This window comes from Rhizobium sp. R711 (assembly GCF_002211365.1).
Classification (GTDB): Bacteria; Pseudomonadota; Alphaproteobacteria; order Rhizobiales; family Rhizobiaceae; genus Rhizobium.
In genome coordinates, this window is sequence record NZ_LOKZ01000039.1 from 21709 (window position 1) to 45377 (window position 23669).

At 59.9% G+C, this 23669-nt stretch carries 21 protein-coding genes and 2 pseudogenes; 14 read left to right on the forward strand and 9 right to left on the reverse strand.

Going from position 1 to position 23669, the window contains the following annotated elements:
• Positions 1 to 144: 144 nt before the first annotated feature.
• From ATY80_RS27445 to ATY80_RS27455, 3 genes and pseudogenes are all read right to left on the reverse strand, one after another.
• The gene (locus ATY80_RS27445; protein WP_088695442.1) at positions 145 to 3402 is read right to left on the reverse strand and encodes an error-prone DNA polymerase; all 3258 of its coding nucleotides are present in this window, start codon (positions 3400 to 3402) and stop codon (positions 145 to 147) included.
• Positions 3399 to 4909, reverse strand: a pseudogene (locus ATY80_RS27450) (DNA polymerase Y family protein). Before ATY80_RS27450 ends, ATY80_RS27445 begins: the two are co-directional and overlap by 4 nt.
• Complete coding sequence (locus tag ATY80_RS27455) at positions 4830 to 5594, reverse strand: ImuA family protein (protein WP_088695443.1); 765 nt, start codon at positions 5592 to 5594, stop codon at positions 4830 to 4832. Before ATY80_RS27455 ends, ATY80_RS27450 begins: the two are co-directional and overlap by 80 nt.
• Positions 5595 to 5894: 300 nt before the next feature.
• On the opposite strand from ATY80_RS27455, the pseudogene ATY80_RS29880 reads away from it, so the two are divergent.
• The 3 genes and pseudogenes from ATY80_RS29880 to ATY80_RS27470 all read left to right on the forward strand — a co-directional run.
• Positions 5895 to 6325, forward strand: a pseudogene (locus ATY80_RS29880) (SOS response-associated peptidase); the annotation flags it as partial.
• Positions 6326 to 6528: 203 nt separating this feature from the next.
• Positions 6529 to 6732 carry a cold-shock protein gene (locus tag ATY80_RS27465; RefSeq protein WP_088695444.1) on the forward strand — a complete coding sequence of 68 codons (204 nt, stop codon included), beginning with the start codon at positions 6529 to 6531 and terminating at the stop codon, positions 6730 to 6732.
• Between the two features lie 147 nt (positions 6733 to 6879).
• Positions 6880 to 7101, forward strand: a complete 222-nt coding sequence (locus tag ATY80_RS27470) for a hypothetical protein (RefSeq protein ID WP_088695445.1) — start codon at positions 6880 to 6882, stop codon at positions 7099 to 7101.
• A gap of 66 nt (positions 7102 to 7167) precedes the next feature.
• Here the strand turns inward: ATY80_RS27470 and ATY80_RS29165 are convergent, their stop codons facing one another.
• On the reverse strand, positions 7168 to 7338 hold the full coding sequence (locus tag ATY80_RS29165; RefSeq protein WP_189637284.1) for a hypothetical protein: 171 nt from the start codon (positions 7336 to 7338) through the stop codon (positions 7168 to 7170).
• A gap of 221 nt (positions 7339 to 7559) precedes the next feature.
• On the opposite strand from ATY80_RS29165, the gene ATY80_RS27475 reads away from it, so the two are divergent.
• The 4 genes from ATY80_RS27475 to ATY80_RS27490 all read left to right on the forward strand — a co-directional run bounded on the left by ATY80_RS27475 (position 7560) and on the right by ATY80_RS27490 (position 10946).
• Positions 7560 to 7916 carry a VOC family protein gene (locus ATY80_RS27475; protein ID WP_088695446.1) on the forward strand — a complete coding sequence of 119 codons (357 nt, stop codon included), beginning with the start codon at positions 7560 to 7562 and terminating at the stop codon, positions 7914 to 7916.
• Positions 7917 to 7944: 28 nt separating this feature from the next.
• Positions 7945 to 8649, forward strand: a complete 705-nt coding sequence (locus tag ATY80_RS27480; protein WP_088695447.1) for a DUF899 family protein — start codon at positions 7945 to 7947, stop codon at positions 8647 to 8649.
• Positions 8650 to 8756: 107 nt separating this feature from the next.
• The gene (locus ATY80_RS27485) at positions 8757 to 9386 is read left to right on the forward strand and encodes a hypothetical protein (RefSeq protein WP_088695448.1); all 630 of its coding nucleotides are present in this window, start codon (positions 8757 to 8759) and stop codon (positions 9384 to 9386) included.
• Between the two features lie 360 nt (positions 9387 to 9746).
• Complete coding sequence (locus ATY80_RS27490; protein WP_088695449.1) at positions 9747 to 10946, forward strand: ATP-binding protein; 1200 nt, start codon at positions 9747 to 9749, stop codon at positions 10944 to 10946.
• Positions 10947 to 11669: 723 nt separating this feature from the next.
• Here the strand turns inward: ATY80_RS27490 and ATY80_RS27495 are convergent.
• The 3 genes from ATY80_RS27495 to ATY80_RS27505 form a co-directional block, all read right to left on the reverse strand.
• Positions 11670 to 12149 (reverse strand): type II toxin-antitoxin system VapC family toxin, encoded by a 480-nt coding sequence (locus ATY80_RS27495; RefSeq protein ID WP_088695450.1) that lies wholly within the window; start codon positions 12147 to 12149, stop codon positions 11670 to 11672.
• Positions 12146 to 12400 (reverse strand): type II toxin-antitoxin system prevent-host-death family antitoxin, encoded by a 255-nt coding sequence (locus ATY80_RS27500; protein ID WP_088695451.1) that lies wholly within the window; start codon positions 12398 to 12400, stop codon positions 12146 to 12148. Before ATY80_RS27500 ends, ATY80_RS27495 begins: the two co-directional genes overlap by 4 nt.
• Before the next feature lie 297 nt (positions 12401 to 12697).
• Positions 12698 to 13615: a GNAT family N-acetyltransferase gene (locus ATY80_RS27505; protein ID WP_088695452.1), complete on the reverse strand. Its 918-nt coding sequence runs from the start codon at positions 13613 to 13615 to the stop codon at positions 12698 to 12700.
• Positions 13616 to 13834: 219 nt separating this feature from the next.
• On the opposite strand from ATY80_RS27505, the gene argE reads away from it, so the two are divergent.
• The 6 genes from argE (at position 13835) to ATY80_RS27535 (ending at position 20448) form a co-directional block, all read left to right on the forward strand.
• Positions 13835 to 14959, forward strand: a complete 1125-nt coding sequence (gene argE, locus ATY80_RS27510) for an acetylornithine deacetylase (RefSeq protein ID WP_088695453.1) — start codon at positions 13835 to 13837, stop codon at positions 14957 to 14959.
• Between the two features lie 27 nt (positions 14960 to 14986).
• Entirely contained in the window at positions 14987 to 15910 is a 924-nt protein-coding gene (locus ATY80_RS27515) for a glyoxylate/hydroxypyruvate reductase A (RefSeq protein WP_088695454.1), read from the forward strand.
• 22 nt (positions 15911 to 15932) lie between these two features.
• A complete protein-coding gene (locus tag ATY80_RS27520; protein WP_088695455.1) occupies positions 15933 to 16289 on the forward strand; it encodes a cupin domain-containing protein in 357 nt (118 codons plus the stop codon).
• 165 nt (positions 16290 to 16454) lie between these two features.
• The gene (locus tag ATY80_RS27525; protein WP_088695456.1) at positions 16455 to 17918 is read left to right on the forward strand and encodes an aldehyde dehydrogenase family protein; all 1464 of its coding nucleotides are present in this window, start codon (positions 16455 to 16457) and stop codon (positions 17916 to 17918) included.
• 11 nt (positions 17919 to 17929) lie between these two features.
• Positions 17930 to 18970 (forward strand): tartrate dehydrogenase, encoded by a 1041-nt coding sequence (locus ATY80_RS27530; RefSeq protein ID WP_088695457.1) that lies wholly within the window; start codon positions 17930 to 17932, stop codon positions 18968 to 18970.
• 20 nt (positions 18971 to 18990) lie between these two features.
• Complete coding sequence (locus ATY80_RS27535; protein WP_088695458.1) at positions 18991 to 20448, forward strand: NAD-dependent succinate-semialdehyde dehydrogenase; 1458 nt, start codon at positions 18991 to 18993, stop codon at positions 20446 to 20448.
• A 90-nt stretch (positions 20449 to 20538) separates the two neighbouring features.
• On the opposite strand, the gene ATY80_RS27540 is transcribed toward ATY80_RS27535, so the two are convergent.
• Both ATY80_RS27540 and ATY80_RS27545 read right to left on the reverse strand, forming a co-directional pair.
• Positions 20539 to 21813: an FAD-binding oxidoreductase gene (locus ATY80_RS27540; protein WP_088695459.1), complete on the reverse strand. Its 1275-nt coding sequence runs from the start codon at positions 21811 to 21813 to the stop codon at positions 20539 to 20541.
• 14 nt (positions 21814 to 21827) lie between these two features.
• Entirely contained in the window at positions 21828 to 22496 is a 669-nt protein-coding gene (locus ATY80_RS27545; RefSeq protein ID WP_088695613.1) for a haloacid dehalogenase type II, read from the reverse strand.
• Between the two features lie 324 nt (positions 22497 to 22820).
• Here ATY80_RS27545 and ATY80_RS27550 point away from each other — a divergent pair, with 324 nt between their 5' ends.
• Positions 22821 to 23660, forward strand: coding sequence for a GNAT family N-acetyltransferase (locus ATY80_RS27550; protein ID WP_088695460.1), 840 nt, complete (start codon positions 22821 to 22823; stop codon positions 23658 to 23660).
• The last annotated feature ends 9 nt before the right edge of the window (positions 23661 to 23669 follow it).

Genomic DNA, 23669 nt, shown 5'->3' on the forward strand with positions numbered 1-23669 from the left:
CTTACGAGAGTTGACGAGGCCACAATCGGCGACCGAATTGGGGGCGCGAAGCTGCCATCTATTCTACTGAGGGTTTGAGGCTACATGACAGTGTAGGTCTTGAAGAGATACGAACCTTCGACACGTGAATTCCATGGTGCCCTTTCACTGAAAATCCTTACTCTTCACCTTCAGCGTATCGATATGAAGATCACGAACATACATATCGCGCGCCTGCACGACCGGCTTCGGCGTATCGCGTGGATTCGGACCGCCACCATGGGCGAACTCGTCGCCCCGGCCTGTGGGTAGCTTCAACTCGGTGTCGCGGTCGGCCAGCCCTGAGAGATCGCCGGACAGATCGAATAGCTCTTGCGCCACCAGGTGCACCACCTCCCCTTCCCGCTGGATCCGCCCGTTGATCGCCATCATGGACGATCCGAGGACAACCCGCCTGCGCTTTTCGAACAGCGTCGGCCAAACCACGATGTTGGCCGGCCCCGTCTCGTCCTCGATGGTGATGAACATCACGCCCTTGGCCGACCCAGGCTTCTGGCGCACGAGGACAAGGCCAGCGGTGTAGACCCACCGGCCATCGCGCGCATTCATCGCCTCGCTACAGGTGATGATGTTGCGCTCCTGCAGATCCCTACGCAGGAAAGCGATCGGATGCTGGCGCAATGTCAGGCCGGTATGGCTATAATCCTGGATGACGTTATGTCCGTCCGTCATCTGCCGAAGCTCCACCTCCGGCTCCTGCTGTTCGGCGATGGTCTGCATCTCACGTTCGGCGGCGGCGGCAAACAGCGGCAGCGGTTCGTCGCGGAGCGCCTTGATTGCCCAGAGGGCATCGCGCCGTTCGAACTTCAACGACGGCAGGAAAGCATCCCCCTGGGCGAGCTGAACGAGAGCCTCGGCGGGTACGCCGGACCGGCGCCATATGTCGTCGACCGACCGGAAATCACTGTTCATGCGTGCCGCGACAATTCGGGCGGCATCCGCGACCGCCAGTCCCTTGACCCGCCGGAACCCGAGCCTGACCGCATGACGACCAGAATTATCAATTCTCTCCAGCGTGCAATCCCAGCGGGACCGATTGATGCAGACGGGACGCACCTCCACCCCATGCGCTCTCGCGTCGCCGACGATCTGGGCCGGCGCGTAAAAGCCCATGGGCTGGCTGTTGATCAGCGCCGCGCAGAAGGCTTCGGGATAGTGGCGTTTGATGAAGCTCGAGGCGTAGGCAATAAGCGCAAAGGAGGCCGCATGGCTTTCTGGAAAGCCGTAGGAACCAAATCCCTCCAGCTGCGAGAAGGTCTTTTCTGCAAACGCCGGCGAGTAACCGTTCTTCACCATGCCGCAGACAAGCTTGTCCTTGAAACGCAAGACGCCGCCGGTGAACTTGAAGGTCGCCATGGATTTGCGCAGTTGGTCGGCCTCGCCACCGGTGAACCCCGCACAGACCATAGCGACCCGCATGGCGCTTTCCTGAAACAACGGCACGCCAAGCGTCTTGCCAAGAACCGCCTCAAGCTCCGGCGTTGGATACTCGACCGCCTCCTTGCCTTCACGCCGGCGAAGATAGGGATGCACCATGTTCCCCTGGATCGGCCCGGGCCGGACGATCGCCACTTGGACGACGAGATCGTAGAATGTCCGCGGCTTCAGCCGCGGCAGCATTGCCATCTGGGCGCGGCTTTCGATCTGGAAGGTGCCAAGCGTATCGGCCTTGCGGATCATCGCATAAGTGGCCGGATCTTCTTGCGGGATGGTCGCAAGATCGATGTCCCGGTCCTTGTGCTCCCGGATGAGTTCGAATGCCTTGGCCATACAGGTGAGCATGCCGAGTGCCAGCACATCAACCTTCATGAACTTCAGCGCTTCGACGTCATCCTTGTCCCACTCGATGATCTGCCGATCCTTCATCGTCGCCGGCTCGATCGGCACCAGATCGTCGAGCCGGTCATGGGTGAGGACGAACCCGCCCGGGTGTTGGCCGAGATGGCGAGGCGCGCCCATCAGCTGTTGGGCCAGTTTCAGGGTCAGGGTAAGACGCCGATCGTCGGGATTGAGATTGAGCTCACGGACATTGCGGTCGCAGACCTCTTCCGACCAGGACCACATGTCTGAGGAGAGTGCCTTGATCACGTCCTCTGGCAGTCCGAGCGCCTTGCCAACGTCGCGGGTGGCGCCGCGAGCCCGATAGCGCGTGACGGTGGCGCAAAGTGCCGCTTTCTCTCGCCCATAGGTCCGGTAGATCCATTGAATGACCTCCTCGCGCCGCTCATGCTCGAAGTCGACGTCGATATCCGGGGGCTCGTCACGCTCCTGCGATACGAAGCGCTCAAACAGCAGATCGTTGGTGGAGGGGTCGATGCTGGTGATGCCGAGAATATAGCAGACGGCACTGTTGGCGGCCGATCCGCGGCCCTGGCACAAGATCCCCTGACTGCGGGCATAGCGGACGATCGAGAAGACGGTCAGGAAGTATGGCGCGTATTTCATGGTGCGGATGAGATCGAGCTCATGGCGAACGATCTTCAGCACATCAGGCGGCAGGCCTTCCGGATAGCGATCGGGCACGCATTGCCAAACATAGTGCTCGAGCGAGGATTGGGCGTCCTTGCCCGGCACGATCGCTTCCTCGGGATACTGATAGGTGAGCTCCTCGAGCGAAAACGTGCATCGCCGCACGATCTCCATCGTCCGCGCCAGAGCCTCCGGATAACGCGGAAACAGCCTCTGCATTTCCTCCGGCGGTTTGAGATAACGATCAGCGTGGCGCTCGCGCTCGAAACCAACATCATCAATCATGGTGTTGTGACGGATGCAGGTGACGACATCCTGCAACTGCCGCCGGCCCGGCTCATGGAAAAGCACGTCATTGGTGACGACGGTTTTCACGCGGAACTTGGCTGCCATGTTGGAAATCTCATGCAGGCGCAGCTGGTCATTCGGCCGCCGACGCAGGCAGAGCGAGACATGGGCACGGTCGCCAAAGACCTCGGCCAGTTTGCGCAATTGCACGGCGCAGGTCTCGTCGGCGAGATCAGGCACGAGAATGCCGATCATCCCGTCGCAATAGGCGACGATATCATCCCAGTGAAGGATACAGTTGTTCTTGCCGCCCCGGCTTTTGCCAAGAGTGATAAGCCGTGTCAGCCTCGAATAGGCGGTGCGATCGATCGGGTAGACCAACACCGACATGCCATCGGTAAGGTCCAGCCGGCAGCCGACGAGGAGGCGCAGGCCGGTCGCGCGCGATGCTTCCAGCGCGCGGACGATACCGGCCAGGCTGTTGCGATCGACCACACCGATTGCCTCGATGCCAAGCTCCCTGGCGCGGGTAAACAGCTCGTCGGCCGACGACGCCCCGCGCAGGAATGAGAAATGGGTGGTGACCTGGAGTTCGGCGTAGCTCATGCGAATATTCCATGCATGAACCAGCGATGGTCACCGGTCTCCGGATCGACACCATCCCCCGCCCTGAACACCCAGAGCCTCTCGCCGGCTTCGTCCTCGATGACGAAATAATCCCTGACCGCCTCCATCTCGGCGTCGCGCTGCCACCATTCCCCAAATATGCGTTCCGGACCGTCGGCACGTTTGACCTGTGTCGCCGACCGCGCCAGGTGATCGACGCCGGTGGATGGTCCGGCATCAGGGCAATGGCGGTGATGAGTTCCGGCCGCGGCAGCAACCGCACTGGCCGGCGCCAATGACCAACCCATGCCACCTCGAGCGGCTCAGAGGCGGCTCCAATCCGCTGAACCGAGCGTTCGGGCACATCCGATGCAACAGGGGCGACGCGGTAGACCCGCTGGCCACGGTTGCCGTAAATGTCGATCAAAGGAGTGACATCCCTCACCTCGTCCTCGACCAGAGACGAGACCCTCTGCATGTCCTCGAGCGATTCGGCGATGACGGCAACTAGCGTGAGTTTTTCGATCCCGAAGCCGGGTTCGATCTTCTCCGTCCGGTCGCGAAACAGCCTCGTCAGCCAGGCGACATCGCGGGCCGGCTTGGCCGTCCCGGCACGGATCGCCTGCCTTGTACCGTCAACCTTTTCGACGATCAGGTCGGCGCGGCGCACCCCGAGACCACGTTTCTGAAGCTCGCCGATCAACTGTACGACCAGCCTGCCGACATATTTGTCGATGGTCTCGGCGGCGCCGATCGGCTCCGCGAAGGCTCTGGAGACTTCAATCAGTTCCGGCGTTCGGATCGGATCGATCGGCTCGGAGACGCGGCCGAACATCTGGTCGAGGCGTCGGGCGATTTCGGGTCCGAAGCGCAGTGTCAGCGGCGCGCGCGGGGTATTGGCCAATTCGCCGATTGTCTGGAAGCCGAGGGTGGTGAGATCGCCGACGATCTTTTCCGGAAGGCGAAGCAGCGTGATCGGCAGCTTTTCGACGGCGGGGACGGTCTTGCCGATTGGCACGACGACGGTCTCGCGGCTGATCGCCCGCGCGCAAGCGTGTGCGGCACCCCAGGTATCGGCAATCGCGACCCTGGCCGTCAGCTTTCGCGCCAGGAACTGGTTGGAGATCTTGGTGACCATTGGCAACTCGCCGCCCTGCAGATGATCGGCGCCCTCAGTGTCGAGAACGATCCCGTCGGTGCCATCGACCGCGACAACAGGGGAATATTGCGTCAGCGCCCACAGCGTGATCCGTTCGAGAGCTGCCGCATCGGCATCCGGCTGCGCATCAACAAGCCTCAGCCCCCGAAATAGAGCCTGGGCTTTGGCCGCCGGCATGCCGACACGCAGACCGGCCTTGCGAGCAGCCGCATCGACGGCCGAAACCCAGCGCTTCGAGCCGCTCTTGGCGATCACCGCGATTGCCTGCTCAGCCGGAATGGACGGATCGTCGCGTCTGATCCGATCGGTCGGCAGATCCGGGAGATAGATCGATACGACCCTTGTCATCACACGCCCTCACGAGAAACTCAGCACACCCACCCGCTTTCACGCGCATCAGTTCCAGAAACCACTGCGCCCGGCCAACGCCAGGCACCGGAAGGTCTTCCGACGGAATGACGCTGACCCTCCAACGGGTGGTACTGGCTGTCGGCTGGCCAAAGTCATTGGCCTCCGTCTGTCTTCGCCATCGCCGCACCGTGAGCGCCATCGTCCCGGTGCGCTCCGCGGCAAGCTGCAGGCGCCGGGAGCTGACCATCGGCAGGCGAACGAGCTCACCGACCACGGCGCCAAGACCACCAAAGGACAAGCCTTCCTCCATGTTGGCAAGTACGTCTTCCTCCTTGTCGGACTCGACGAAGATCACCCGGTCGGGATGGAGGCCGACCTGTGCCAGTGCCGGAAAGAACAGATCGGGCCGCGTCAGGCACCAGACGATTGGACCCCTGGTGCGCGCCGCAATGCCGGCCGCACAGAGTGCGGCCGCGGCCCCATCAACCGTCCCAGACCCGCCGCCGGCGAACTCATGCAGTGCCCCATAGGCCAAGCCACCGCCGGGCAGAACGGCATCGATATCAGGCACGCCAAAGGCAAGACAGCCGGCCTTCCTGGCGGACAAGCCCTGAAGCGTAGAGATCCGCTCGCGCAGATCGGAAATCACATCTGAAATCCCCGGGGAACGGGCAGCAGTCATCGTTCACGGCTCCCTTCAAGATCGTGCGGCGTCAGGATCGGGCCGACATCATGTCGAGCAAAATGCGGATGTTCCCTTTCTGTTCCCGACAACCATAAGAGTCAAGCAACCCGAAGGATGGGAATATTATCCTGAATATTGTAAAATCCGCGAATTGCTATCGGAATCAAGCGGGTAGCTGGCGAGCGATTTTTTCCGCTGACTGTGGTTTGAACCACTATCCGCTTGGATAACGGGGATAAAGCTGAGATCGTCACGGTGTTTTAAACTTTCCCTGCTGAACTGCCGCCAGGCGTGGGCGATAAACTCAGGGCCAAGGGTCAAGCCGTCGATATGGGCGAGCTCATTCGCATTGTCCCGGTCACCACATTTGCGAAACCTGATCCCGCCAGCCAGGAGGACGGTAGGCAAGGTGCCGAATGCCTGGTTCGCGCGTGACGAAGGCAAATCCTTGGCATTCATGTGCCGCAACGGAAGAGCGTCCGGAAGGTGAAAGACGGGATGACCGCCGATGATCTCTATGGTTTCCTGACGACGGATCCGAACAACCTGGTGAAGCCCATTCACGACAAGGCGATGCCGGTGCTGCTGCCCACCTCAGACGAGACCGACGTCTGGATGCGGGCGCCGTGGATGAGGCGATGCACTTGGCGCGGCCGCTACCCGCTGCCGCGCTGATCGTCTCGTCTCGTGAGCCATACGGCTCCTTGATCGTTCACAAAGGACGGTGAACCGTTTCAGCAGGCGATGCTATTCTAGATAGACCAGTTCTCGATCGCCGTCGCCACATTTGACTCTGCCGACGAATGTTCGTGTTCTTTTCGATAGGGAAGGATACGCGCTTGTGTCGCCGGCCGGCTTTACGCGGCAACCTTGCCGCGCCTAACATAGATCGCTAAAGCCATAGCGCTTGGCATTGAAAAAAGAGGGCACCATGGCAACTGGCACTGTAAAATTCTTCAATCAGGACAAGGGTTTTGGCTTCATCACCCCTGACAATGGCGGACCGGACGTGTTCGTTCACATCTCGGCGGTCGGTTTTGGTGGCTCGTTGAAAGATGGCCAAAAGGTCAGCTACGACGTAGGCCAGGACCGCAAGACGGGTAAATCGAAAGCCGAAAACGTCGCCGTTCTCTGAAGTCGCTTGCCCCGTCTTGAGACGGGGCAAGCATTCCCTGGCGCTTAAGGGGTTCGAACCTTCGGCCCTGTGGAAGCTCGGATACGAGCGATAGTCATCTTTCGATTTTCTGGTATCGTGCGGTCCATAGCGTGGGGAGTAGGCGTTATGAAGAGTTTGGTTCCGGACGAGTTCTATTGGGCTCGATCAAATAAGTACGCAGGCGGCCGGACGACGATCGTGCAGGTTTCCACGATCTTCGGAGAATCCCCTGACTTCTGGACATTGGCGGTACCGGGATCCGATCAGCATCACATGATCGGCGATTTCGAGATCATTGCCCCCGTTGAGCCGCTCGAAGCCCATCCTCTACGTCACGCCGCGGAATAGCGCCGTTTTGAGGACCAAGTCGATCATTCGGCTTGCGCCCGCAAAAACCGGCAATCCGAAGGTTGATCAGGGGGACAGGCACTCCTCACAGATCCCGCAGCAGTCTTCCTCGATGATGGCGCGACGCCCGCAGCAGTCGCATGACGACATCTCAACCCCGCCGCAGGTCTTCCGTTCCGGCGGCAGGATTTCCATCGTGTCGTCGTCGAAAACGGTCGTGAGAATGAGGTCGTTCATGTCGAGGCTCCGGGGGATTCCGACTCAAGATGGTGATGCCGGCGCTGGAGACAAGATGGGCGCCTTGGCGGTTCGAAGCGGACGACGGTTCAGTCGTTGCGGATACTGTACCGGAAGTCTGTGTGTGAGCGGTCTGACGAGGTGCGAAAAAAGTTCTTTCGCAATGTCGGGAACGATCTTCGTCAGACGTCTTTTAAGCGTTGAGGACGAGGAGAGCCGACATGACGACGTCCATCACCGTTCAAGGGATTTACGCTGCGATCGCCGTACGCGACCTTGAGTCAGCACTCGAATGGTATGCAACGTTCATGGGCCGCCCAGCCGACGACCATCCGTTGCCGCACATGGCGCAGTGGCGGGACATGGGGACAGCGGGGCTCCAGCTGTGGCGCGACGACGAACGGACGGGAAGCGGGATCATGACGATCGTCGTGCCCAATCTTGCCGCGGAGAAAGAAAGACTGGCTGCCCAGGGAATCTTGCCCGCTACCGAGGCCAGTGGAGAGTTCGGCGCGGTCGCAAACTTCTTCGACCGGGAAAACAATCGCATCATCCTCGCTGAGCCGCCGAAGGGCTGATCAGCTTGCCGTTCAAGGGAGCGAAGACATGGACATGTCCAATCTCAAACCCGCTGTAGATCTGGCCGCGATGCGCGCATCAAGGTTCAAGAACGAAACCCGGGAATATGCGCAGGCCAGGACGAGCCTACTTGCGGAGGAAATCGAGGCGCGGCGGCATCTCACCCGCCTGGCCGAGCAACGCCGCCGCCTTCCGCCAGGTCCGCTTGTGGAGAAGGACTATCGCTTCAAGGACGAGAACGGAAGCGAGCTCGGTCTTGCCGATCTGTTCGGCAGGCACGACACACTCGTGACCTACTTCTGGATGTTCGGACCGCAGCGCGAGCGACCCTGCCCGATGTGCACCAACTTTCTCGGTGGCGCGAACGGCAACGGTGCTGACGTCAAGCAACGCGTCGCCTTCAAGATCATCGGACGCAGCCCCGTCGAGCGGCAGCGCGCCTTCGCCATGGAGCGCGGCTGGCGCGATCTCGATTTCGTGCAGACCGTCGGCGACGCCTATGCTCGCGATCTCGGGCTTCTGGACGACAAGGGCAACGAGTATCCGGGACTGACCGTCTATCAGAAGGACGGCAGCAAGGTCCGGGTCTTCTACAATGCCGAGATGCCGGCCGCGGCTGCGGATCCGGGACAGGACCCAAGGGGTTCCGTTGACGTCGCGCCGCTCTGGAACATTCTCGATCTGACGCCGGCGGGACGTGGCACGGACTGGTATCCGAAGCTCAGCTACTAAGAACGGAGGAGATCTCTGGCTGATAAGCAGCAGGCGATCATCGGTCTGTTATTGCACTGTCGTTTCAAATCGTTGACGCGGGAGACTACCATCACCATCTACGCTCCATGCCAAAGCACGAAAAGAACGACGTGGAGCTCATCCGGACATGGACGCTTTCTTCTGCGGCCACCATGGGGTCGTACGTGCGCGCGAAAGGAGTACTTCAGGAGCTGCAATCGCGTGTTCCTGCCACGTCGAAGAAGTCGCTGGCGCTTGATGGAAGCGACATCATCCTCGCCATGCCGGCCGACGACAAAGCCGCGTTCAACGCTGCGACCGCCATCGTCGCGAAGGCGATGATGGATATCGAAACTCTGCCCGTCATCCCGCGAGAGATCCAGGACATCCTCACGATCAAGACCAGTGAACGGCATCGCTGGCTTGCAGACGGCCGGCTACCGAGCGCTGGGACGCGGACCGTACGGCTGAATGGGCGGGCGCGGAGGATCACGTTCCACGTCTTCGATCCAAAGGTGGTCGTAGACCTGCTTGATCGGGGCGCAATCGACGAGTGGCGGGAAGACGACGTCTCAGCGAAGGCGGAGAACAGGCGGCAGGCTGCGTATCGCGCGAAGCTCAAACGTACGCTCAAAAAGCCGACCACCAAACCAAAGAGATCGGCGAAGCAGTCCGATGCTGCGGCCACGGAGCTTCGTGGGTGGGACGAATTCGATATCGACGGCCTGCTGCGGTAACCAAACCACATTACCACGCCTTGATGGGATACGAACCGCCGTTCGGCGGCCAAGAATCTTCTTAACCTCAACGACTTCGGACATCATAGGAATAGGGGTCATTGAAGATCACAGCTTTTGCATCTGATGACTTTACCGCCAGCTGCAGCCGGCGCAAACCGGGTCAACTGTCCTGGAGCACCGTTATCATTAGCGCACCAGCACCTGCGATGTTTGTCAGCTTCTCAAGCCGTTTCAATGGAGTTCCGCGAGTGAAGGCGTCCTCGACGCCGTCAGATGGGCAGCCGGAGGACGAGCCACAATCATTTTCGGCAGAGTCTATTGACCGTAATTCGCAACCCTGATTTATGATTTGCGGCAATGATGATACCTCGCCCCTCTATCGAAACTGCCCTTGAGCGCGCGTTAGCACGCGCGCCCGTTGTCGCTCTGATCGGCGCGCGTCAGGTTGGCAAGACCACACTCGCCCGCAAGATTGCCGATCGAATAAAAGGCACGATTTATCTGGATCTGGAACGTATAGGTGACCGCCGCAAACTGGAAGATGCGGAAGCGTTCCTCAAGGCTCAAGTCGGCCATTTGACGGTACTGGATGAAGTGCAGCGGTTGCCGGCGCTGTTTGCCGAGCTGCGTGGGATCGTTGACGATCGGCGCGCTGGCGGCGAGCGGTCAATGCAATTTCTGTTGCTGGGATCGGCGTCCCTGGACCTAATCCAACAGGTATCCGAGACGCTGGCAGGGCGCATAATCTATCTCGAAATGCCGCCAATCGGTGTGGAAGAGGCCGGGGCGGCTTCTATCGACATCGACGAGTTGTGGCTGCGCGGCGGCTTCCCCGATAGCCTGACGGCGGCGACGGATGAGGATAGTTATCTCTGGCGACAGGCATTTGTTCGCAGCTACCTTGAACGCGATGTTCCGATGTTTGCGCCCCGTATGCCAGCCGCGACAATCGGACGGTTTTGGACGATGCTCGCCAACGGCCAAGGAAATACACTTAATAGCGCGCGGCTTGCCCAAGGTCTGGGTGTATCTGCGCCTATGATTGGCCGCTACATAGATCTCCTTGTTGATCTCATGCTGGTTCGCCGTCTTCAGCCATGGAGCGGTAATCTTGGCAAGCGTCTTGTGAAGTCACCAAAGATCTATGTCCGCGACAGTGGGCTTGTACATGCTCTTTTGGAAATCGGAACACTTAATCAATTGTTAGGTCACCCCGTCGTTGGGCCGAGTTGGGAAGGTTTTGTGCTTGAGACGCTTATCCTCGCAGCCGGTCCAGACGTGGCGCCTTTCTTCTACAGGACAGCCGATGGGGCCGAGATCGACCTCGTCATTGAACAAGCTGGAAAGGCTAAGGTGGCGATCGAGGTCAAGCGTGCCAGCGCTCCACAAGCTGAGCGCGGCTTCTTTGTGGCTTGTGACGATCTGGAGATAGAAAACAGGATCGTCGTTGGCGCAGGAGCGGCTAATTATCAGGCGAAGGGCGGGGTCAAGGTGCGCACACTGCAGTCGGCTGTGAAAGAGGTCCGGGAAATCCTGAGATCACCGTTCGCGGCGTAAGCACTAATTATGGAACTGACGTGGTGAGCTTGGCTTTTGAAAAAATAGGATTCACGCCTCGTCGCCTCAACAGAGGAACGAAAGAACGCAGTCGACCTATTATCGACAAAGCCAGTTCCTGGCGATCGGACCTTGTCCTGATCGCTTCTCTGCGCAGGCAGCGGTCCGCCGGTAACCTTGCCCCCAGATTTATCCAGCTTTGAGTTTCCTCCAGCGGTATTTTGAAGTGCTCCCGATTTTGGGCCAGCGGGAGAGCTGGAATTTCCGGCGCCATGAAATCGGCGCCAAGACGGTGACGTTCAAGGTTCAGCCAGATCACCCGCAGCAAGACCGTTCCGGCAGCTCCGCCAGTGATCGGCGATCGCGAGCCCCCAACTTCTCGGAGTTTAGAAATCAACGATCTCTCGCGCACTCAATGATGACCCCGGATTCCGGGAGACAAGCGATGCGAAATAAAGCGACGCCATCAAGCTTGGCCATACCCCAAACGCGATCGCCCGACCTTGTCGGGCTCGCCACAACCGAGAAACTGCACATTCGGAGCCGAGCAGTTTAAATACTATCCAAAAGTGTAAAAAGACACGGGTCTCCGACGAAAGTCAACTGGCAAGGTGGACGAGTACTCCCCCGGTTTGAGACGCTATGTGTTTAATCTATTTGATAATGGTCAATCCTTTGGAAAACCGCGACGGCACGGATTGGGCGTTAAAGATATCGAATTATTTAAAATATTTCCCCTTCCCCGTCGAAATTTGACAAAGAAAGTTGCGAACGAACCTCAAAGTCTTGCCACGGGTCGACTACGATCACGCCGGTACCATCGAAATCCTGAACATTACGCGTGACTACAGTTAGACCGTGAACCAGCGCGGTCGCGGCGATCAAAGCATCAGCCTCGTTGCGGCGGTCCGGAATATGTAAGTGGGCACAACGCGTTGCTATCGCGTCATCGATTGGCAGAACTCGCTCGGCGAATTCAGGGCGAACACGGCTATCCATCCATCCTCGCAAGCGAGAGCCCTGGGCAGCGTCGCGACGCTGGATGGTTAATATCCCACGCTCAATTTCCAGGATCGTAATTGCGGAAATGAACAAGACATTGGAATCTTGCGCACCGACCCACTTCGTCACATTGGGATCGGCCTTACCGTCTCCAACTTTGCGCAACTCGGAGACGACGTTTGTATCCAGCAGGTACTTCAAGACAGATCGACCTCGCGAGGTGCAATCTCGGCTCTCGGTAAATCTAATTCGATCGTCGACAAACCAGGCATTGAAAGAGTATCGACGAGATTCCGTCGCTTGCCGGTCAGGCGGACGAATTCGCTGTACGTCATCAACACATGGGACGGCTTCCCGCGATCTGTAATAACTACAGGTCCTCTTTTGGCAGCCTTCTTTGCCTTACTGACGTCGTGGTTCAACTCCCGGCTAGACAAACTTGTGATGCTCATAGAATGCCTCCATGTAGGAACATACCTACATATATGATATTATTGACTGTGGAGCAATATCCAAGATAGCCGCCTTGATGGGAGTAGAACCAACGACCCTGCTGTTACGTTTGAAATTCCTCAATATCGATACCTGACTCTTGCGCCTTGGGAATCTTAGTAGTCCAGCCATCGGTGAACTTCTTAAGGTCGGCCGCAGCTACAGCTTGCAGCTCTATATCAACGTTCGCACAGTAGTTAAATGGAAGGTGCTTCAGCCTCCACCGGGGGCTATTCATAACTAAGGGTTTTTTGCGATTATCCGAAAGACTGCGAGGCGAGTGCAAATACGATCGGAGCACCTGTGCTCGGCCCCCCATATAAGGCGCTCTCAGAAGAAACCATGGTGGTCACGGCGTCGAAGACTGACATTCCGCTTTGCTGGATAAAACTGCCGAACGGTCCGGCACCAAAATGGGTGTCGAGGCGCAAAAAACTGCCGACATGGGCTACGACATGCGGATGAACGACGGCAATCGCGTCTTCCTCGCAATAAGCGACGACAGGACCGACGACGTGACCGCGGCCAAACCGGCGCCGCATGGAGTAAGCCATTAGCCTGCCACCGTCATAAAGACCGTAGCAGATGGAGCTTTCAAACAATCGCTTGAGGTGTTCATAGCGCCGCGTACCGAAAGCGGGCTCATCCAAGGCCGTAACAACGTCCAGATCGCTGCATTCGAGCCGCCTCAGGTCAAGCCCTTGCCTGATATCAGCCGCCTGAGGCACGGATAGAATTTCCCCTTGACACTGAAAGACCGTCTGTTTCGGCATAAATCCAAAAGTTGCGCATATCCGGCGCGCCGCTCTTGTCGCATTCAGCCGTATCCGTTCATGGTGGCATTCTTCCAGCATCCGCTTAACCAGCCACTCCGCCGCACCATTAGTCTGCAGGCGCGGCGCGGTGATAAGCATCCCGAACGTGGCGAAATTCTCTCCGTGTGGAAACCACATGGTCGAGCCCGAAACCCTGCCGATTTCGTCAAGCGCCACGAAGCCGCGGCCGACATCCCGTAGATGCTGCCAGTCCTGCGATCGATGCGGCCATCCGACTGACATCGAGAGAGCTTGAAGTTGAGACAGAGAGACTTCTGAGATGTCGGCAAAGCGCAGTTCGAATGCATCGACATGCAGTTTTTCGGGTACTTTTGTATCCATTCGCAATCCAACCGCCATTCGATCTTCCTGCTGCTTATTCGCGCAAGCCGGCATCATGTTTGGCGAGCTTAGCCGAGACCGCGCGAAACATTTCACTGCGTATGCAAATACCGACGCAAGAATTGACCGTATGAGCCACGCTTTCGGCAGGTATTCTTCTGACAGACGCCTAATCTTCTCGTTGATCACAACCTCACTCGCACAGACGAGGACGGCAATCGGAGATTGGCAACACCAATGCAGGCACTGGATATCCTGGCAAAGCTGGTCGCTTTCGATTCCGTCGTCGGAACGCCGAATGCTGAAATCGTAGAGTGGATCAGTACCTATCTGAAGTCCTTCGGTGCCACCGTCGATATTATTCCCGGCCCCGAGGGTGACAGGTCGAACCTCTTCGCCACCATCGGCCCTCGCAACAAACCGGGCTATGTCCTCTCCGGACACATGGATGTCGTGCCCGCCAACGAGGCGGGATGGGCGAGCGATCCCTTCGCGCTTCGGGTCGATGGCGAGAGGCTGTATGGCCGCGGCACCAGCGACATGAAGGGCTTTCTGGCCGCGTCTCTGGCGGCTGCGCCGATGCTCGCGGCAAGCCCCCTCGCGCGGCCAATCCATTTTGCTTTTTCCTATGATGAGGAAGCCGGCTGCCGTGGCGTGCCGCATCTCATTGCGCGCCTGCCGGAGCTTTGCCAAACGCCGCTCGGCGTCATCGTCGGCGAACCCAGCAACATGCGCGCCATCCTTGCACACAAGGGGAAATCCGCCGCCCGCATCACCCTGAAGGGACGCTCCGGTCATTCGTCGCGGCCCGACCTCGGCCTCAACGCCATCCATGCCGCCGCCGAGGTCTTGCAGGCAGCCGTTTCGACCGCCCATTCTCTTGCCCAAGGGCCGTTCGAAGCGAAGTTCGAGCCGCCTTATTCATCAGTCTCGGTCGGTACCATTCACGGCGGGCAGGCCCTCAACATCATTCCGGATCTCTGTATGCTCGAGGTCGAAGCAAGGGCAATTTCCGGCGCAGACCCGGCAGCACTGCTCTTACCGGTACACGAGGCCGTTGCCGTGCTTGAAAACCGAGGATTCCAGGTCCAATGGGAGGAGCTGAGCTCCTATCCCGCCCTTTCCCTTCCAAGGGCAGCCCCCCTTGCCGGCCTGCTGACCGAACTGACTGATATTGAGCCGCTGGCGGCCGTCAGCTACGGCACCGAAGCCGGGCTTTACCAGCGTGCCGGCCTGGAGGCGATCATTTGCGGTCCGGGCGACATCGGGCGCGCGCACAAGCCGAACGAATTCATCCTCATGGACGAACTCGCTGCCTGCCAGGCCATGATCGAGGGTCTCGGCAGTCGTTGCCTGGCCTGATGCGGCAAGAGCGAGGGATAGAAGCCCATGACGTTCCTTTTCAATTCGGATGCCCGTCGAGGTCATATCTTCCACGAAGCTTTCGCCCGCGAGCTGTCGGATCTCGCCTTCTCCATGGATCCGACGTCGGTCGATCCAGACGCCGTGCGCTATCTGATCACCTGGACGGTTCCGGACGACTTGCCGCGCTATCGCAATCTCGAAGTTCTGTTTTCCATCGGCGCCGGTATCGACCAGTTCAATACGGCGCATGTCCCCGATCACGTAAAAGTCGTCCGGATGGTCGAAGACGGCATCACTCGCATGATGCAGGAATATGTGACGCTTGGCGTCCTTTCGCTCCACCGCAACCTGCCCGCCTATCTCAGCCACCAGCGCCGCCAGGTCTGGAATGCCTTGCCACAGGTTCAGGCTCACGAGCGTCGCATCGGCGTGCTGGGGCTCGGGAACCTTGGCCAGGCCGTGCTCGAAAGATTGAAGCCGTTCGGCTTTGTGCTTTCCGGCTGGAGCCGCAGCCAACACGAACTGGAAGGCGTTGCCTGCTTTGCCGGCGAAGCGGGACTCCGGGCCATGCTTTCTGAAACCGATCTCCTGATCTGCCTTCTGCCACTGACTGACGAGACCCTCGGTTTTCTCAATGCCGATCTCTTCGAGAAACTGCCACAAGGCGCGGGTCTCGTGCATGTCGGTCGCGGGCCGCAGCTCGTGTCGGAAGATCTCCTGGTCGCGCTCGACAATGGCCAGCTTGCCGGCGCCGTGATCGATGTCACCGATCCCGAACCGCTGCCGGCCGGACATCCATTCTGGAGCCACGAGCGTATCCTGCTGACGCCGCATATCGCAAGCGTCACCCAGCCCCATAGCGCCGCGCGCGCCGTCATCGACAATATCAAGCGGATCCGGGCGGGCTTGGACCCGCTCGGCCTCGTCGACCGCCGACGTGGCTATTGATCTCAAGCCCGAAAGGAACCCTATGTCCCTCCTGAAGACGATTGATCCCAACCCCGCCTTCACACCGCGCGAAAACGTTGTCGCTCCCGAACGGCTGATCTCGGGCGATCCGAAGCTCAAGACCTGGGCGCAGGATAGCGCCCGCAACGAGACGGTGCACACCGGCGTATGGGAGGCGACCCCCGGTGTCAGCCACTCGATCAAGGGCGAAACCTTCGAATTCTGCCATATTCTCTCCGGCGTCGTCGAATTGACGCCGGAAGGCGGCGCGCCCGTCGTCTATAGAGCCGGCGACAGCTTCGTCATGAAACCGGGCTTCGTCGGAATCTGGAAGACGATCGAAACGGTCCGGAAGATCTACGTGACCGTCACCCCTTGAGATCCCCAGCACGATGCGGTTTCCGAGCCCTGCGTGCAGCCTTGCCAAAGAATACGCTGCCCGATCGTCTCAAAACGGCGTTTTCCGCCGCGGCAGCCGACGCGATCGGATCAAGCTACTTCGCCGATCCTATAGCATTTCGGTAAATTGACCGGAGGTATCATTATGGACCTGAGCTTCGATCCCGACAGTCTTTCGCTTCCTGTCGGCCATATCATCGGTGGGAACTTCAGGGCTGCGAGTGGTGTCATTCCGATGCACCGCCCCTCCGATGGGAAGGCCTATGCCGAGTGCCCGATCGCGGACGCGTCCGTTGTCGACCAGGCAGTTCAGGCGGCCAAGACCGCGCTGAAGCATAGCAATTGGGGCGGCGTCCGCCCGCGCGAGCGCCTGAATGTCCTGCACCGGTGGGCCGATCTCATCGAAGAGGAAGCCGAAACGCTGGCGAGGCTGGAGGCTGTCGCGTCGACGCGACCCGTCGGCCAGCTTGTCGAGGGCGATATCGCGATTTCGGCGGAGCAGATCCGCTTCTTCGCCGAATTCGCCGACAAGGAAGGCAGCGACCTCGTGCCGACCGACGATGGCAATATCGGCATGATCATGACGGAGCCCTATGGGGTGGTGGGAGCGATCACGCCCTGGAATTTCCCGATCAACATGGCCGCATGGAAACTTGGCCCGGCGTTGGCTGCCGGAAACGCCGTCGTCCTGAAGCCGTCCGAAATGACGCCGTTTTCATCCATCTATCTGGCAGAGCTCGCCGTGCGCGCCGGCCTTCCCGCCGGCCTGATCAATGTGGTGCTGGGTGACGGCGTGACGACCGGCAACGCGATCACCGGCCATCCCGAAATCGCCAAGATCAGCTTTACCGGTTCGACCCGCGCCGGATCGGCCATCATGAAGAACATCGCCCGGACGGGCATAAAGCCGATGACGCTGGAGCTCGGCGGCAAGAGCCCGCAGATCGTCTTTGCCGATGCGGACCTCGACAAGGCGGCCGCGGCCATCACGGCCAGTATCGTCGGCAACGCCGGCCAGGCCTGCGTCGCCGGATCGCGTCTCATCGTCGAGAAAAATATAGCGGCCGCACTGATCGACGCCATCCGGAACCGGATGAAGGGCGTAGCTCCGGGTCCCACCTGGGATGCAGCGAGCCGCTACTCCCCCATCATCTCGGAGAAGCAGAGACAGCGTATCGATGCGATCGTCTCCGCCACCATCGAAGCCGGTGCAGAATGCCTTGCCGGTGGCACGCGCATGGACGCACCAGGCTATTTTTACAGCCCGACGCTGATGGCCGGAGTCGATCAGAATTCTCCAGCCATCGTCGAGGAGGTCTTCGGTCCGGTGCTGACGCTCCAGACATTCGAGGACGAGGAGGAAGCCCTGCAGCTTGCCGACCATCCGTACTACGGGCTCGCCGCAGGCCTCTTTACCCGCGACCTCTCGCGCGCCATCCGGCTGACCCGCCGTCTGCAAGCCGGCACCGTCTGGGTCAATCGCTATAGCCGCACACGCGACCACATCCTGCCGACCGGTGGTTACAAGCAGTCGGGTATCGGCAAGGATCTGGGCCGTGAGGCATTCCAGGCCAACCGCAAGAGCAAGAGCGTTTTGATCAGCCTTTGAGGACAGCGAACATGAAAACCTACAAGATCGCTTTGATCCCCGGTGATGGCATCGGTCGCGACATGACCGCCGCTGCCTGGTCGGTTCTGCAAAAGGCAGCCGGCAACAGCGGCTTTCTGCTCGACGATACTGAATTTCCTTGGTCCTGTGCCTTCTACAAGGAAACCGGCGCGATGATGCCCACCGATGGCATTGCAACGCTGCGCCGTTTCGATGCCATACTGCTCGGAGCCGTCGGCTGGCCGGCCGAAGTGCCGGATTCGGTATCCCTGCACGGGCTGCTGCTGCCGATCCGCAAGAACTTCGTGCAATATGCCAATATTCGCCCGCACCGCCTGCTGCCGGGCGTCCAGGGACCGCTCAAAGCGTCAGCCTTCGACATTCTCTGCATCCGCGAAAACACCGAGGGCGAATATTCCGGCGCGGGCGGCCGCATTCATCAGGGCACGCTCGACGAGGTCGCGGTCGAGACGTCGATCTTCACCCGCAAGGGCGTCGAACGCATTCTGCGTTTCGCCTTCGAGCAGGCGCGAGCCAGGCGCGGCAAGCTCGCCTCGGTGACGAAATCCAACGCCCAGAAGCATTCGATGGTCTTCTGGGACGAAATCACCCGACAGCTTGCGCAGGACTATCCGGACGTCGAGGTCACGAGCTATCACATTGACGCCATGGCGGCCCGCATGGTGATGGCGCCAGAAACCCTCGACGTGGTCGTCGCATCCAACCTCTTCGGCGACATCCTCACGGATCTCGGCGCAGCAATCCAGGGCGGCCTCGGTTTTGCGGCATCGGCCAATATCAACCCTGAACGGAACGCTCCCTCGATGTTCGAGCCTGTGCATGGGTCCGCGCCCGATATTGTCCATCTCGGCATCGCCAACCCGATCGCAACTGTGTGGTCTGGCGCCATGATGCTCGAACACTTGGGCGAGCAGGATGCGGCAAATGCCGTCATGGCGGCGATCGAGACGACAACCGCAAGCGGCATCGGCACGGTTCCGGGCAAAGACCGGACCGACGCAATCACCACAGCACTGCTCGCCGCAATTTGAAGTCTTATCGAGGTTTGAACATGCAAAATCTGAAAATGCCATCCCTGTTCCGCGAGCAAGCGCTGATCGGTGGCGACTGGCTTGCCGCCCGTTCGGGCAAGACCGTTGCCGTCGTCGATCCGGCCACGCAGGCCATCATCGGAACCGTGCCGAATATGGGCGGCGACGAGACCCGTGCAGCGATCGAGGCCGCCGAGGCGGCTTATGGCTCCTGGAAGAAGCGGACCCATGCCGAGCGTGCAGCGCGGCTGGAAGCCTGGCATGATCTGATGCTCGAGCATATCGATGATCTAGCGCTGATCCTGACGATCGAGCAGGGTAAGCCGCTTGACGAGGCCCGTGGTGAAATCCGTTACGGCGCGTCCTTCGTCAAATGGTTCGCCGAAGAAGCGCGCCGCATCGGCGGCCAGACCATTCCATCGCCGACGCCCGACCGCCGCATCCTTGTGCTGAAAGAGCCGGTCGGGGTTTGCGGCATCATCACGCCCTGGAACTTCCCGAATGCGATGATCACGCGCAAGCTTGCGCCGGCACTTGCGGCCGGCTGCACGGTCGTGGTGAAGCCTTCCGAATTCACCCCCTACTCGGCCCTGGCGCTCGGCGTGCTTGCAGAAATGGCCGGCATTCCGGCAGGCGTCATCAATATCGTCACCGGCATGCCGTCCGAGATCGGCGCCGAGATCCTTGCCAACCCGACCGTGCGCAAGATTTCCTTCACCGGCTCCACGCCCGTCGGCTCGCTACTGATGCGCGGCGCAGCCAGCAGCATCAAGCGACTTTCCCTCGAGCTCGGCGGCAATGCTCCCTTCATCGTCTTCGATGACGCGGATCTCGACCTTGCCGTGGAGGGTGCGATCATCTCCAAATTCCGTAATGGCGGACAGACTTGCGTCTGCGCCAATCGTATCCTGGTCCAGGCCGGCGTCTACGATGCCTTCGCCAAGAAGCTCGCCGCGCGCGTCGATGCCATGAAGGTCGGGCCGGGCACGGAAGCCGGCGTTGCGATCGGTCCGATGATCAATGAAGCGGCGATCGCCAAGATCAGCCGGCATGTCGATGACGCGCTCTCGAAAGGCGCAACCATCGTGACGGCCAAGCGGGATCTGCCGGCCGGCCCGCAATATACGGCGCCGATCGTCCTGACCGGGGCCACCACCGCCATGCAGCTCGCCGCCGAGGAGACGTTCGGACCGGTTGCGCCGCTCTTCCGCTTCGAGACGGAAGACGAGGCGATCACGATTGCCAATGGTACGCCCTACGGACTTGCGGCCTATTTCTATACCGAGAGCCTGAAGCGTGCCTGGCGTGTGGGCGAAGCGCTCGAATTTGGCATGGTCGGCCTCAACACCGGCCTGATCTCGACGGAGGTCGCGCCGTTCGGCGGCGTCAAGCAATCGGGGCTTGGGCGCGAAGGCTCGCAGCTCGGAATCGAAGAGTATCTGGAAACAAAGGCCTTCCATATCGGCGGCCTTAACTGAGTTGTCGCGTCTCAGACTGGAAAAGGGGCCGCAAGCGCGACCCCTCTTTTTATGCTGCTGATTTCGTTCAAAGCCTGCCACCAGCTGATATCACTGAAATCTGTCGAGCGTTTTGTAATACAGGCCGACCAAGGGCAGAAACCAAGGCTTGCCGAAATGGCCGGGAACGGCCGGCCAATCGAGCCCCTTCAATGGATTGCGGTCGGGCCTTCCAAGGATCGCATCGGCGATCGTCATGCCAAGATGCGTGGAAAGCTGCGCGCCATGGCCTGAATAGCCCATGGCGTACCAGATGCCGTCATGATAGCCCGCGCGCGGATAGCGGTCCTTGGTGATATCGACGAGACCACCCCAGCAATAGTCGATCTCGACCTCGGCGAGCTGGGGAAATATGCGGGCGAGGCTTTCGCGAAGTATCGCGCCGCTCCTGGCGTCGGAGCGCTGGTCCGAGGTTGCGGAGAAGCGGGCCCGCCCTCCGAAGATCAGCCGGTTATCCGGTGACAGGCGCCAGTAGTTGCCGATGTTCATCGTGTTCACGCAGGTGCGATTGCCGGGCATTGCCGAGGCAACTTCCGCATCCGTCAAGGGCCGTGTCGCGACGATAAAACTGCCGACCGCCATGATGCGGCGACGGAAGTAGCTGAAATTAGCTGTCGTGTAGGCGCCGGTCGCGATCATGACCTGGTCTGCCGTAACGATGCCCTTGGTGGTCTTGAGGACGTGCCTACCGCCGGCCTGGCTGCGCTCCGTCACGGCAGCGCCTTCCACGATAACAGCTCCGCGTCGCTTGGCCGCCTCGGCCAATCCGGCGACATAGCGGCCCATATGCATCATGGCGCTCTTCTTCGACAGCATCGCGCCATGAAACGGCGAACCGATCTCATCCTTGAGTTCGGTGGCGGACAGCAGCGCGGTATCGGGATCGACCTCGGCATGCACCGCCTCGAAATTCCTGGCCAGACCTTCGAAATGCTGTGGCTTGGAGGCAAGCTTCAGCTTGCCCGCGCGACGGAAATTGCAGTCGATCCCCTCTTCCGCGATAATCGCTTCAAGCGTGTCGATCGAAGCATCGAATGCGCGATAGAGCGCGATCGCCCGCTCCTTGCCCAATTCCGCCTTGGCCGCGATGTAACTATGCGCCAAACCATTGTTCAGATGGCCGCCGTTGCGACCGGACGCGCCGAAGCCGACGGTCTCAGCCTCCAGAACAAGAACCTTCGCCCCCGCCATGGCAAGCTGCCGGGCGGCGCCAAGCCCGGTGAAGCCGCCGCCCACGACGACGACGTCATAATGCCCTTCGACGGGGCCGGCAGCGGCACCCGCAAAGCGAGGCGCCGTATAGTGCCAATAAGAGGAATGTTTCATCTGGCTGCCTTTTCTCAGAGCCCCACAACACCGGGCAGACGGGAAATATCGGCGATTTCGACATAGCCATAATAGGGATTGGCCGGCTCATGACCGCGGTTGACCCAGACCTTGTTCTTGATGCCGAGATCATGCGCCGACATGAGATCGTAGCGGAAGGAAGACGAGCAGTGCAGAATGTCTTCCGGGCCGCAGCCGAGCATGTCGAACATGTATTCGAAGGCCTGGAAGCGCGGCTTATAGGCATTGGCTTGCTCTGCCGTATAGACGGCATGGAAGGGTGCGCCGAGCTTTGCGACATTCGACATGATCTGGCTATCCATCGCGTTCGACAGGATGACGAGCGGAATTTCCTTCGCCACCTTGGCAAGGCCTGCCGGAACGTCGGCATGTGGTCCCCAGGTCGGCACGCGCTCATAAACCATCCTGGCGTCTTCCTCCTTGAAGGTAACGCCGTTGCGCTTGCACGTCCGTTCGAGCGAATTATGCACCACCTCAGCATAAGGCTTCCAAGCGCCCATGATTTCGTCGAGCCGATAAGCAGAAAAATTGTTGATGAACTGCAACATGGCCGCCTCGTCGAGACGATCGCCATAGAGGTCACGGGCAGCTTCCGCCATCTGGAAATTGATCAGCGTGCCGTGGCAATCGAAGGTGATATATTTCGGGCGGAAGGTGGTCATGCGCTTCGTCCTTACGTGCTGCCCCTCGAGGCGATTGGTGGAGAACACGATAATAGGATTGCTTTCGGCGTGTGAGCCTACTGAATTTGCGAGGTTCGGAGCAGAAAGTTTCGTATAGCGGCGTTCGTTTGGCATTTGCTTGCAGGAACAACCGACGAAGACGCGTTTCACTCCCGGTTTCGCGACCGCCGTCAACGAGGGTACGGCATAAGATGCGGCAAGGGCAAGCAGCTACGGCGAAAGATACCGTCAAGAACATCGCCTTCAGATAATCTACCGGCACCGACGCTCCGACACTTGGGCAAAAGAAATGCGAGGAGCGCCATGCAGGAGCGACGGATAGAAATCAGGCCATTCGGTCCCGAACACTTGGACGCTGCGGTCCGCCTGTCGCACGAGGCCGGCTGGCCTCATCGCCTGGAGGACTGGAAAGTCGCCCTCGGCCTAAGTAACGGCGTCGTTGCGGTCACCGCTGATGACGAGGTCGTCGGTACCACGCTCTTCACACCTTACGAATCGGACTGCGCTACGATCAACATGGTGATCGTCGCTGCAAGCATGCGCGGACGCGGGCTGGGACGCCGCCTCATGGAGGCCGCCTTGGCTCTCGCGGATGACCGTCCCCTGCGTCTCACCGCGACCGCCGATGGTCTGCCCCTCTATGAAAAGCTGGGGTTTCGCCAGACCGGCGCCGTCGTTCAGCACCAAGGGCCTGTCGCACCAACCGAAAAGCCTGAAAACACCGAAGCGGCAACAAAGGCCGATATTCCGGCAATTATTGCCCTCGACCGCGAGGCGTTCGGCGCCGACCGCTCCGCTCTTATTGAACGATTTGCGGATCTGGGTGAATTCGCGATCATCCGCCGCGACGGTAAAGTCACCGCCTTCGCCTGCCTTCGTCCTTTCGGCCGAGGCGAGGTGGTGGGGCCAGTCGTCGCCCCGGACATCGACGATGCGAAATCGCTGCTGTCGCACTTCATGAGCCGGAAGACAGGCGCATTGCTGCGCGTCGACACCGGCGCGGAAACCGGTCTTGGACCATGGCTCGCTGCCCATTCGCTTGTCCATGTCGGTGGCGGCATCACCATGGCGAACCCCGTTATCAAGCGCAGCAATTCCTCGACAGTCACCACTTTCGCCCTCGCCAACCAGGCGCTCGGCTGATCCGGAGAA